Origin of the sequence: Thiohalophilus sp. (assembly GCF_046483665.1) — a bacterium.
Classification (GTDB): Bacteria; Pseudomonadota; Gammaproteobacteria; order UBA6429; family Thiohalophilaceae; genus Thiohalophilus.
Genome location: NZ_JAWOCR010000007.1, coordinates 61,903 through 73,850 on the forward strand (window position 1 = coordinate 61,903; position 11,948 = coordinate 73,850).

Consider the following 11,948-nt stretch of genomic DNA (forward strand, 5'->3'; position numbering starts at 1 on the left):
CCGCCCCAGTGTACCGGATTCGCCGGTGTGGGTAACGATCGAGAAACCGGTATAGCAGGAAACGAGGACCTCCATGGCAACCTATAGCACCAATGAATTCAAAAGCGGTCTCAAGATTATGCTCGACGGAGACCCCTGTACGATTATCGAAAACGAGTTCGTCAAACCCGGCAAGGGGCAGGCCTTCAACCGGGTCAAGATCCGCAACCTGCTGACCGGCCGGGTGCTGGAAAAAACCTTCAAGTCGGGTGATTCGGTCGAGGCGGCCGATGTCATGGATACTGATATGCAGTATCTGTATAACGATGGCGAGGCCTGGCATTTCATGCACCCTGAAACCTTCGAGCAGGTCGCCGCGGATGAAAAGGCCGTGGGTGATGCCGCCAAGTGGCTCAAGGAACAGGACGTTTGCACCGTGACCCTGTGGAACGGTAATCCCATCAGTGTCATGCCACCCAACCACGTGGTGCTGACCATTGCCCAGACCGATCCCGGCGTCAAGGGCGACACCGCCAGCGGTGGCGGCAAACCGGCCACTACCGATACCGGCGCGGTGGTACGGGTCCCGCTGTTCATCGAGGAAGGCGAACAGATCAAGGTGGATACCCGCAAAGGGGAATACGTCGGTCGCGTGAAGGAGTGATCCTTAATCCATGAGCACGGACTGGCGACCGGGTGCCGATGTCGCGGTCCTGCAAAAGCGGGCCCGCATGCTGCAACAGCTGCGGACCTTTTTTGCGCAACGCGATGTGCTGGAGGTCGAGACACCAATCCTGCAACACCAGGCCGTGACCGATGTGCACATCGACAGTCTACGCGTTCCGCTGGACGGTGCGGACGGTTATCTGCACACCTCCCCCGAATACCCGATGAAACGGTTATTGGCCGTCGGCAGCGGGCCCATCTATCAGGTCTGCAAGGTGTTTCGCGCCGGCGAGGCCGGTCGTCGCCACAATCCCGAATTCACGCTGCTCGAATGGTACCGGCCGGGGTTCGATCATCACGCGCTGATGCACGAACTGGAACAGCTGGTCAGAGTCTTGCTGGCCGATGCCTGCTCGCTGGATGAAACCTGCAAGTTCAGCTATCGCGATCTCTTTCACCATTATCTGCAACGGGATCCCTTTACCTGCTCGGTCGCGGAGTTGCAGCAACTCGCCCGGCAACAGCATATCGATATCGTGAGTAATGAGGTGATGGATCGTGACAGCTGGCTGGACCTGTTACTCACCCACGCGATCGAACCGCAACTGCCCGCCAACCGGCCGGTCTTCATTTATGACTATCCCGCCAGCCAGAGCGCATTGGCCCGCCTGCAGCAACAGGACAACATCACCGTCGCCAGCCGCTTCGAGCTGTACCTCAACGGCCTGGAACTGGCCAACGGTTATCATGAGTTACAGGACCCGGCCGAACAGCGCCAGCGCTTCGAACACGATCAGCGGCAACGCCGGCAACAGGGACGCTTTGTGTCCGGGCTGGATGAAAAATTTCTCGCCGCCCTGGAACACGGCCTGCCCGATTGCGCCGGCGTCGCCCTGGGGCTCGATCGATTACTCATGCTTGCCTGCGGGAAAGACGACATCCGCGACGTGCTCAGCTTCAGCATTGAACGTGCTTAGTTAGAGTCATGTCATAAACGCGGAGGTCGCAGAGGCGCGGAGTCGCGGAGAAAAATTATTGTGTTTCCTGCTAAATGAAAGTACAGACGAAGCGGAGATAGTTTTATCACAAACGTAACAGGGGTTTTGCCACTTGCTTTATTAATTGCTTACTTTATTTATTTGGAAGCCGGCAGGTAAGTCCGGAAAAATAATTCGATTTTCTCTGCGCCTCCGCGTCCTCCGCGTTATTTCCAGCGACCTAGCTATTTGCACAGGAACCGAGAAGCTGCCCCATCTGCACGTGGCCCTCGGCGGCGATCTGGTCGCTGAAGGTTACTGCGTCCTTGCCGAACAGCAGGATTACCGTGGAGCCCATGTTGAAGCGGCCCATTTCTTCGCCCTGTTGCAGGTGTATGGGGTGCTGGCGGTAATCCCAATGCTGCACGGTTTTGCCGCGCGGCGGGGTGATGGTGCCATGCCAGAGGGTGTCGATGCTGGCGACGAAGATAGCGCCGACGAGGATCATGGCCATGGGGCCGGCGTCGGTGTCGAACAGGCAAATCACCCGCTCGTTGCGGGCAAAGAGATCCGGCACCCGGCTGACCGTGGTCGGGTTGACACTGAACAGCCGTCCCGGAACATAGATCATCTCGCGCAGGGTACCGGACAGCGGCATGTGGATCCGGTGGTAATCACGCGGAGATAAGTACAGCGTGGCGAAGGAGCCATCTTGAAAGGTTCGTACCGCCTCGCTGTAATCCGCCAGCAGGTGGGACAGTGAATAGCGATGGCCCTTGGCCTGAAACAGGGTCTCGTATTCCAGTCGGCCCAGCTGGCTGACCGTGCCATCGACCGGACAGATGACATTCCCCTCACCGACGGCCAGCGGCCGGGCGTCGGCGGCCAGGGCCCGGGTGAAAAAGTGATTGAAGTCGGGATAGGCGTTCGGATCGGGTTGTTGCGCTTCGCTCATGTCGACCCGGAACAGGCGAATGAATTGCCGGATGAAAAAGTTCTTCAACCAGCCAATACGAATCCGTGTCAGGCGCCACATCAGGTGCGAGAGCAGGTGATGGGGCAGCGCATATTGCAGGGCCACAAAGGCGGCCTGTTGTGCGCGGCGCACCAGTGTCAGGGGAAAAAAGGCCATCGTTTCAATGGTGATGGTGTTGATGGTTGTCAGGTTGCTGATCCCGCGCTGACTGGGGTTTGACCTCGAAGTTTACCGGGATGGATTCGCCGCTGGCGGTTTCAAAGGTTACTTCCAGGGTTTCCCCTTGCTTGATGGCTCGCCGGGGTTTCATCAGCATCATGTGCAGGCTGCCCGGTTTCAGTTCCACCTGCCCGCCGGCGGGGATGGTCAGACGCTCCTGTTCAATCATGCGCATCATGCCATCACGCTCGACCATGTCATGAATTTCCACCCTGGAAAAGTCGGGGCAACGGGCACCGGTGAGCGTGACATCCTCGCTGCCATCATTGCTGATCCGGACATAACCGGCCATCACCGGTGCAACCGGCGGTGCCTCGGGGGACCAGGCATTTTCAAAGGTGAGAGTTTGTGCGATGGCCATACCCGGAGCCAGGCTCGCGGCCAGCAAGGCGAACATCAAAAGCGGGCGAACTCGCAACATGATTTTAATCTCCGTAATAGTCTGTGATGATCTGGTAATTACGCGCCATGGTGGTGGAATCATGGGGCGGGGAGAGCACGGCGCGCATGCGGCCCTGCGGATCGATGAGCAGTACCTGGCCGCTGTGGTTCACGGTGTAGTCGAGCGGGTTGTCACTCTTTTTGTCGTCGTAACCGTATAACACGCCAAGCTGGCCGGTCAGATTATCGATTTGATCCAGTTCGCCCGTCACACCGACGAATGAGGGATCGAAATAGGTCACGTACTGCCTCAGCGTATCCAGGCTGTCACGATCCGGGTCGACCGAGACAAAAAACAGTTGCGGATGACCCGGTTCACCCGGTTCGGTGGGCAGTTTTTGCCAGAGGCTTTTCATGGTATGCAGGGTCGCCGGGCAGATATCGGGGCAATTGGTAAAGCCGAAAAACAGAAAACTCCACTGGCCTTCCAGTTGCGCCAGACCAAATGGCTGCCCGTGATGATCCTGCAGGGCAAATGGCTGAAGCTGGCGCGCCTCGGGCAGCACTGTCGCTTCCATATTGTCGGGAATGCCGCTTCGCTGCTCCTGCAGGGAGAGCCAGATACCCAGCCAGACAGCGATGACGGCCACCAGGGCGATGAGGGGATAACTGACGAACTTGGGAATTCGGGTATCAGACATAGCGGTATTATCTCATGAATCAGTGAGCAACAGGACCCTGCATTAGGCTGTGGCGAAGGAAGAAGGTTCCGAAGTCGGGCTGTGAGGTTTGAATATTTTGTTTATCCCGGCTAAGGTTAGGAAAAATACCTAAGGAATTACCTCAATGTCAAATATTAACTATCTGATTCCCAAGAAGGAACGTCCAGTCTGGAGTCCGCAGCTCGAAGCCCTGGATATATTTGCTGACGACATGCTGAGTATTCCTCTGCTGGGCGAGGTGACCGCCGGGCGGCCCATGGACCTGTGCGAGCAGGACGAGCGGATTTCGGTCCCGGCCAACATGGTGCGTCGCAATACTTACGCTTTGCGGGTACGCGGCCATTCGATGATCGACGACAATATCGAGGACGGCGATGTCATCGTGATCGAAAAGCGCGAGACTGCCGAAAACGGTCAGACTGTGGTGGCCATGATTAACGGCGAGAGCGTGACATTAAAAAAATTCTACGTCGAGCATGACGGTATTCGCCTGCAACCGGCCAATCCCGATATGGAGCCAATTTATCTCAAGAACCAGGATGTGCAGATTCTGGGGATCGTCTCGGGAGTCATCCGTTCGGCCGACTGAGCAGTGGCGGTGAAATTTCTCTGTGATGAAATGTTGCAACGGCTTGGTAGCTGGTTGCGGGCCGCCGGTTACGACACGCTGATTGAAAATGATGGCCGCGACGACTATGAATTGCTGCGCGAGGCCATCGCTGAACAGCGCCAACTCCTCACCCGCGATCGCAAATTGCTCGAATACCGCCGCGCCCCCGGCCATGTGATCTTGCTGGAAGGTAATAACCTTGAAGAATGTGCCGCCAGTCTTTCCCGGCAGCTACCCATCGACTGGCTCTATCGCCCCTTTACCCGTTGTCTGGTCTGCAATACCGTGCTGCGCCCGGCGAATGAGCCCCGTCAGCTCGAGATGCCCGCGGATGTGCGCGGCCAGGCCGGCACGCTATACTGTCCCACCTGTAACAAGGTCTACTGGGAAGGGAGTCACGTGCGGCGCATGCGCCATCGCCTCAAACAATGGCAACAAACATTGGGGGCTCCCGCCCGGGCAAACGTCTAGCTGGAGCATTTCTGTCTCCCGGCGTTAATCCGCCCGGGACAAGCCGCCGCAAACCTTTTATACTGGAGTTTTTTACTCGGATATCAACCTTCCGCGGAGCTTCCCGGAGCAAAAGAACAGGTATTGTTTATGAAATCATTCATTCCTCCCCACCGGACCCTGATGGGCCCGGGTCCTTCCGATGTCAGTCCGCGGGTCCTGGAAGCCCTGGGTCGGCCGACCATCGGCCATCTCGATCCTGCTTTCATCGGCATGATGGAAGAGATGAAAGAACTGCTGCAGTACGCTTTTGCGACCAAAAATGAACTCACCTTTCCGGTCTCCGCGCCCGGCTCGGCCGGCATGGAGACCTGCTTCGTCAACCTGGTGGAGCCGGGTGACAAGGTGATCGTTTGCCAGAACGGCGTGTTCGGCGGGCGCATGAAGGAGAACGTCGAGCGCTGCGGCGCGACGGCCGTCATGGTCGAGGACGAGTGGGGCACCGTGGTCGATTCGCAAAAAGTCGAAGCGGCCCTGAAGGCGAATCCCGATGCCAAGATACTGGCCTTCGTGCATGCCGAAACATCCACCGGCGCCCAGTCCGATGCCAGGACCCTGTGCGATCTGGCCCGCCAGCATGATTGTCTGACCATCGTCGATGCAGTCACCTCGCTGGGTGGTTCCCCGCTGAAGGTGGATGAGTGGGGCATCGATGCCATCTATTCCGGCACCCAGAAATGCCTCTCCGCACCGCCGGGACTGTCGCCGGTCAGCTTCAGCGAGCGCGCGGCCGAGGTCGTGAAAAACCGCAAGACGAAGGTCCAGAGCTGGTTCCTCGATCTCAGCCTGGTGATGGGTTACTGGGGCGGTGGCGGCAAGCGCGCCTACCATCATACCGCGCCGATCAATAATCTTTACGGTCTGCACGAAGCGCTGCTGATCCTGCACGAAGAAGGCCTGGAAAACGCCTGGGCTCGCCATCAGCATCATCATCAGGCGCTCAAGGCCGGCCTGGAAGCGATGGGCATGAGCTTCGTGGTCAAAGAAGGCGATCGCTTGCCGCAGCTTAATGCCGTCACCATTCCCGAAGGCGTGGATGATGCCGAAGTGCGTTCCATCCTGCTGAACGATTACAACCTGGAAATCGGTGCCGGGCTCGGCAACCTGGCCGGCAAGGTCTGGCGTATCGGCCTGATGGGCCACGCCAGCAACCCGGCCAACATCGAGTACTGTCTCAACTCGCTGGACGAAGTCCTGAGCAAGATGAACGCGCCGATCAAAAGCGGCGTGGCCGTACCGGCGGCCAAAGCCGTGCTGGAAGGCGCCGCGCAAGCCAGTTAATGATTGGTTTAACGAAACAGAAAAAGGGCGATACTATGTCGCCCTTTTTTGTGTGGCCACGGGATGTCGATAATCCGCTGTATGTTATCGCATTCATCCGTCCGGCAAGTTCGCCGGGCCGATAAGCGGTTATTCAAACGGGTTGGGGTAGGCCTGACTACCCAGCACCGCCTCGTTGATCTTGTCCCCGTAATAACACTGGTGGCTGTGATAGGTCTGGTCAGTCGCTTTGAGGTCCCCTGTATTGCGCGGATCCTGCGGGCGTTCGTGGCTGTTGATGTAGGCGGCTACATCCCAGGCTTCCTGCTCGCTCAGACTATAGGGCTTGCCCAGCGGCATGTTGGCATGAATAAAACTGGCCGCGGTATTGACGCGGTGCATGCCGGCGCCCCAGTTGAAGGAGTCCTCGCCCCACAGCGGGGGAAAGACGTACTCGCCCTCGCTCTTGCGACCCTCGCCGTCATCGGCATGACAAATGGTGCACTGGGCCTGGTAGACCTGCCGGCCGCGGCGGATGTCCGCTGTCTTGTCCGGCGGGTCGAGCTTCGGGTAGCCTCGGCCGGCCAGAGCTACCCCAGTGGGGGCGCCCCTGGCCAGCCAGTAATGGTAGGTGAGCAGGGCGGTTAGCTCCTCGCTGCCGGACGGCGGCGGTTTGCCGTTCATACTGTAGCGAAAGCAGCCCTGGATGCGTTCTTCCAGTGTGTTGACCCGATCGTTCTTGCTTCGATAGGCGGGATACATGGTATAGGCGGCCCACAGCGGCGCCGAGTCGGCACGGCGACCCGCATTCACGTGACAGTTAACGCAGTTCAGGCCGTTCCCCACGTACTTGCCGCGCAACTGCCGGGTATCGATAAACAGATCGCGGCCGCGGCGTACCATGTCACCAAACTGATCGTCAGGGATGGCCGATTCGGGCGGTGGGGTGAACCGGGGGGCCTCACCCGGTGTGTCGGGAAGCTCGAGCTGGTAATCCCGCTCCTGTTCAGCACTTGCCCCGCTCAACAGCAGCAGGCTGCTCACCAATAGAATAAACGTGTATTTCATCGGTCGGCTCCGGTATCAGGCTGAACGGGGACAGTGGCGAAATAATCAGCGACCGCCTGGATTTGTTCGTCGCTCAACCGCTTCGCCACGACTTTCATTAAATCGTTCGTATCATTGTTGCGTGTCCCTTCGCGCCAGGCCTGAAGTTGCGCCCTTATATAACTGGCATGTTGTCCGGCCACAGCAGGAAAGGCCGGGGCCACGCCGCGCCCGCCGGGTCCGTGACAACTGACACAGGCGGGAATCGTGTTTTCCCAGTCACCCCGTAGTGCCAGGGTTCGTCCAGCGGCGTTGTCTTTCTCCTTTGCCGTATCACCGGCGAGATCGAGGCTGGCATAATAGGCTGCCACGTCCCGACTCGCCGCGTCATCCAGTGCGGCAGCGATCGGGTTCATCGTGGGATTGGTGCGCGAACCTTCACGATAATCCCGTAGCTGTTTAGCAAGATAGTCGACATTCAAGCCGGCCAGACGCGGAAATCCCGCCGGAGCATTGCCCTCGCCACTGGCGCCGTGACAAGCGACACAAGCCGTGGCGCCCTGGTCGTTGCCCTGAAGGGCGAGTCGCTTGCCGGCGTCTATATCACCGGCGGCCATTGCGACAGGTGATAAAGCTGATAACAGGGGAATGATCAGCCGGAGTTTCATCAGTTTGTTAATCCTTGTAGCATTTAATGCTGCTGGTTGTTGAGCACTGAAGAGAGGTTCCGAACCCCGGGAATATTGTGAGCTTTGTGAGATGTGTCGTAACTTCAAGGGTATTCGGATTGCTTGTTTGGCGAACGGCGATGGTCATTCGCCAAAGTATAGACACCCTGCCTTCAGGATGTCGATGTAAACCCGTGGTTGTCTTGGCATTGCCCGAGCGGGGAGTCGGGGGAGAGAATCAGCTCCGGATTGAGGGAAACTTCCCTGAAGGCATTCACCGGATTATATATTCTGATTCAATTACGCTATGTTCGTTTTTATAACAGCCCGTAAAATCCCCCGGCCGCCAAAAACGCCAGTACACCGCCTATGGCAAAGGCGAGGTTGGAATAGAAGCGATTAGCCGCGCGCAGGGCAAACCCGGCCCAGATGGCGAACGCCGCAATGATAATCAGCAATATAAACAGACGGGCCATGTCAGTTGTTCTTCTCCTCTAACTGTTCTGCGAGATACAACCAGGTGGAAATTACGCTGTCGGGGTTGAGCGAGACACTGTCGATACCGTGTTCCATCAGCCAGAAAGCAAGATCGGGGTGATCAGAAGGACCCTGGCCGCAGATGCCGACATATTTGTCCTGCGCGCGACAGGCCTTGATCGCCATAGCCAGCAGGGATTTGACTGCCTCGTTGCGTTCGTCAAAGTCATCGGCCACCAGCTCCGAGTCACGATCCAGACCCAGTGTCAACTGGGTGAGATCATTGGAACCGATGGAGTAGCCGTCAAAGTTTTCAAGGAACTGCTCGGCGAGCAGGGCATTGGAGGGGATCTCGCACATCATGATCACCTTGAGATCGTTTTCTCCCTGTTTGAGCCCATTATTATTCAACAGCTGGATGACCTTCTGGCCCTGTTCGACGGTGCGTACGAACGGGATCATAATCTGCACATTGCTCAGGCCCATCTCGTCGCGGACCTTTTTCATCGCCCGGCATTCCAGCTCGAAGCAGTCCTGAAAGGTCCTGGCGATATAGCGACCAGCGCCACGAAAACCGATCATCGGGTTCTCTTCGTGCGGTTCATAAGCCTCGCCGCCGATCAGGTTACGATACTCGTTGGACTTGAAGTCGGAGAGGCGCACGATCACTGGTTTGGGCCAGAAAGCGGCGGCGATAGTACCGATTCCTTCGCTCAGCTTGTCGATAAAAAATTCGACCGGATCGGGGAAACCGGCGGTCTGATCGTCAATCTGTTGTTTGACCTCCTCTGGCTGTTTGGCGTAGTTCAGCAAGGCTTTCGGATGTACGCCAATCATACGATTGATAATAAATTCCAGCCGGGCCAGACCAACCCCGGCATTGGGCAGATAACTGAAATCGAAAGCCCGATCCGGCGATCCGACATTCAGCATGATCTTGAAAGGCAGATCGGGCATGCTTTCCAGGTTAACCTTATTGATTTCGAACTGCTGAATGCCATCATAGATATAGCCGGTATCGCCCTCGGCACAGGAGACCGTGACTTCGTTACCATCGGTGACAGCTTCGGTGGCATTACCGCAACCGACCACGGCCGGAATGCCCAGTTCGCGGGCGATGATAGCAGCGTGGCAGGTGCGTCCACCCCGATTGGTGACGATCGCCGAGGCCCGCTTCATCACCGGTTCCCAATCAGGATCGGTCATCTCGGTAATCAGGACGTCGCCTTTTTGCAGACGACTCATCTCCTTGATGTTCATGATCGTGCGGGCTACACCACTGCCAATGCGCTGACCAATGCTGCGACCCGTGGAGAGTACCTTGCCATACTCCTGCATTTCGTACTGTTCCAGAACATTGCGGTCGCTACGGCTTTTGACCGTCTCCGGCCGGGCCTGCACGATATACAGTTTGCCGTCCAGGCCATCCCGCGCCCATTCGATATCCATATGACGGCCGTAATGGTTCTCGATAGTGACAGCCTGACGGGCCAGCTCCATGGCTTCCTCGTCGTTAATGCTGAACTGGCGTTGCATATCCCGGGGGACTTCCTCCGTGCGGGTCGAGCCAGCATGGGCGGTGTCATCGCCGTACACCATGCGGATCCCTTTTTGGCCGAGATTGCGGCGTATCACTGCCTGCTTGTTTTGCTCCAGCATCGGTTTGAAGACATAGAACTCGTCCGGGTTGACCTGGCCCTGAACCACGGTTTCACCCAGTCCATATGCGGCAGTGATAAATACCACGTCCTCGAAACCCGATTCGGTGTCGATGGTGAAGATGACCCCGCTGGCGCCGATATCGCTGCGAATCATGCGTTGTACGCCGGCAGACAGCGCTACGTCGCGGTGGTCGAACTCGTTGTGGACCCGGTAGGTAATGGCCCGGTCATTGAAGAGCGAGGCAAAGACATGGTGGATGGCGTCCAGCAGATTATCCTCACCCTTGATGTTCAGATAGGTTTCCTGCTGACCGGCAAATGAGGCTTCCGGCAGATCCTCTGCGGTAGCCGAAGAGCGTACCGCGAACGAGATTTCTTCTCCCTGTTCTTTTTGCAGTTTATTAATGGCTTCGTGCAATTCCTCTTGCAGCGCCGGGGGGAAGGGCGTGTCGATAATCCACTGGCGGATGCGCTCGCCGGTTTTGGCCAGAGCGTCGACATCATCAATATCCAGATCATCCAGTTCCCCGTAGATACGATCGGCCAGACCTTTGTGTTCAAGAAATTCACGAAACGCATCGGCGGTAGTGGCGAAACCGTCAGGCACCCGCACGCCGGCGTTGCTCAGCTGATGAATCATCTCACCCAGGGAGGCGTTCTTACCGCCGACCCGTGGAACATCATCAAGCCGCAGGTCTTCGAACCAGATCAGGTGTTGAGTCACGTTGTTTCCCCTTGCTAGTCAGGATGATTCATAGCAGAGTGTAACTGCTCATCAAGCAGGTTACAGGCAGCTTTACCTGCTTTTCAATATATCAAAGATAACAATAACCCGGGTGTACGTTTTATGACCGACAAACGTGCGGTGTTTTTTGTCTCCGACAGTACTGCGATTACCGCGGAAACCCTCGGTCAGAGTCTGCTTTCCCAGTTTGCGGACCAGTCTTTTGATTGTGTGACCCTGCGCTATATCGACAGCGAGGAGAAGGCGCACGAGGTGCGGGAGATGGTGAACAAGGCCTATCGGGAGAGAGGCAAGCGGCCGGTAGTGTTCAGCACCCTGGTGGAGTCCAACGTGCGGGAGCAGGTTGTCACCAGCGAAGGGTTGTTTATCGATTTTATGGGGTCGTTTTTGACTCCCCTGGAAGAGGAGTTGGGTACCCGCTCGGTCGCCACGGTAGGCCATACCCATGGTATGGTTACGCCGGAGCAATACAGTCACCGGATGGAGGCGATCAATTTTGCCCTGCAGAATGATGATGGCGGCAGTATTCGCCAGTACGAGCGGGCGGATTTGATCCTGGTCGGCGTCTCGCGCAGCGGCAAGACCCCCACCAGTGTCTTTCTGGCGATCCATTACGGCATTTTCGTCGCCAATTACCCGCTGGTGGAAGAGGAATTCGAAAACAGCCGGTTACCGGGCGATCTGCGGGACTGGCGTGACAAACTCTTCGGCCTGACCATCCGGCCCGAGCGCCTGCAGCAGATCCGTCAGGAACGCAGTCCGAACAGCCGCTACGCCGCGCTGCACCAGTGCCAGTACGAGGTACGCCAGGTCGAGGCGCTGTTTCGCTCCAGCCGTATTAATTACCTGGATGTAACCAGCAAATCTATCGAGGAGATCGCGACCTATATCCTCAAGGCCACCAGTCTGGAACGCCACCGACTCTAGCCTTCCAGGCAAGGGCCGGAGTAACCAGGGACGAGTGACGAGGAAAAACGGTAGGGTGCGTTCCACGCACCTTCTTTTTCACCTCGTACCTCGTTACTCGTCTCCAGGCCCTCGCTCGAAGGG

The 11,948-nt window shown here is 57.4% G+C and carries 13 protein-coding genes; 6 read left to right on the forward strand and 7 right to left on the reverse strand.

Annotated elements, in window-relative coordinates:
* The first annotated feature begins 73 nt into the window (after nt 1-73).
* Together efp and epmA are read left to right on the forward strand one after the other, a co-directional pair.
* Nucleotides 74-643, forward strand: a complete 570-nt coding sequence (gene efp / locus R6U90_RS02030; RefSeq protein ID WP_310693067.1) for an elongation factor P — start codon at nt 74-76, stop codon at nt 641-643.
* Nucleotides 644-653: 10 nt separating this feature from the next.
* Entirely contained in the window at nt 654-1,622 is a 969-nt protein-coding gene (gene epmA / locus R6U90_RS02035; protein ID WP_410350993.1) for an EF-P lysine aminoacylase EpmA, read from the forward strand.
* A gap of 241 nt (nt 1,623-1,863) precedes the next feature.
* Here the strand turns inward: epmA and asd are convergent, their stop codons facing one another.
* Genes asd through R6U90_RS02050 form a run of 3 tightly spaced genes read right to left on the reverse strand, consistent with a single transcriptional unit; the run spans nt 1,864 to nt 3,899 of the window.
* Nucleotides 1,864-2,754, reverse strand: coding sequence for an archaetidylserine decarboxylase (gene asd / locus R6U90_RS02040; protein WP_410350994.1), 891 nt, complete (start codon nt 2,752-2,754; stop codon nt 1,864-1,866).
* Nucleotides 2,755-2,758: 4 nt separating this feature from the next.
* Nucleotides 2,759-3,238, reverse strand: coding sequence for a copper chaperone PCu(A)C (locus R6U90_RS02045; protein ID WP_410350995.1), 480 nt, complete (start codon nt 3,236-3,238; stop codon nt 2,759-2,761).
* Between the two features lie 4 nt (nt 3,239-3,242).
* Nucleotides 3,243-3,899 (reverse strand): SCO family protein, encoded by a 657-nt coding sequence (locus tag R6U90_RS02050; protein WP_410350996.1) that lies wholly within the window; start codon nt 3,897-3,899, stop codon nt 3,243-3,245.
* Nucleotides 3,900-4,044: 145 nt separating this feature from the next.
* On the opposite strand from R6U90_RS02050, the gene lexA reads away from it, so the two are divergent.
* The 3 genes from lexA to R6U90_RS02065 all read left to right on the forward strand — a co-directional run bounded on the left by lexA (nt 4,045) and on the right by R6U90_RS02065 (nt 6,321).
* The gene (gene lexA / locus R6U90_RS02055; RefSeq protein ID WP_410350997.1) at nt 4,045-4,509 is read left to right on the forward strand and encodes a transcriptional repressor LexA; all 465 of its coding nucleotides are present in this window, start codon (nt 4,045-4,047) and stop codon (nt 4,507-4,509) included.
* 9 nt (nt 4,510-4,518) lie between these two features.
* On the forward strand, nt 4,519-5,001 hold the full coding sequence (locus R6U90_RS02060) for a DUF5615 family PIN-like protein (RefSeq protein ID WP_410350998.1): 483 nt from the start codon (nt 4,519-4,521) through the stop codon (nt 4,999-5,001).
* 123 nt (nt 5,002-5,124) lie between these two features.
* Entirely contained in the window at nt 5,125-6,321 is a 1,197-nt protein-coding gene (locus R6U90_RS02065; RefSeq protein ID WP_410350999.1) for a pyridoxal-phosphate-dependent aminotransferase family protein, read from the forward strand.
* Between the two features lie 129 nt (nt 6,322-6,450).
* On the opposite strand, the gene R6U90_RS02070 is transcribed toward R6U90_RS02065, so the two are convergent.
* The 4 genes from R6U90_RS02070 to ppsA form a co-directional block, all read right to left on the reverse strand.
* Nucleotides 6,451-7,368 (reverse strand): c-type cytochrome, encoded by a 918-nt coding sequence (locus R6U90_RS02070; RefSeq protein ID WP_410351000.1) that lies wholly within the window; start codon nt 7,366-7,368, stop codon nt 6,451-6,453.
* The gene (locus R6U90_RS02075) at nt 7,365-8,015 is read right to left on the reverse strand and encodes a c-type cytochrome (protein WP_410351001.1); all 651 of its coding nucleotides are present in this window, start codon (nt 8,013-8,015) and stop codon (nt 7,365-7,367) included. The genes R6U90_RS02070 and R6U90_RS02075 overlap by 4 nt, the downstream gene beginning before the upstream one ends.
* Nucleotides 8,016-8,332: 317 nt before the next feature.
* Nucleotides 8,333-8,491, reverse strand: coding sequence for a hypothetical protein (locus tag R6U90_RS02080; protein ID WP_410351002.1), 159 nt, complete (start codon nt 8,489-8,491; stop codon nt 8,333-8,335).
* 1 nt (nt 8,492) lies between these two features.
* Nucleotides 8,493-10,877, reverse strand: a complete 2,385-nt coding sequence (gene ppsA, locus R6U90_RS02085; protein ID WP_410351003.1) for a phosphoenolpyruvate synthase — start codon at nt 10,875-10,877, stop codon at nt 8,493-8,495.
* Nucleotides 10,878-11,000: 123 nt separating this feature from the next.
* On the opposite strand from ppsA, the gene R6U90_RS02090 reads away from it, so the two are divergent.
* On the forward strand, nt 11,001-11,825 hold the full coding sequence (locus tag R6U90_RS02090) for a pyruvate, water dikinase regulatory protein (protein WP_410351004.1): 825 nt from the start codon (nt 11,001-11,003) through the stop codon (nt 11,823-11,825).
* Nucleotides 11,826-11,948: the final 123 nt, after the last annotated feature.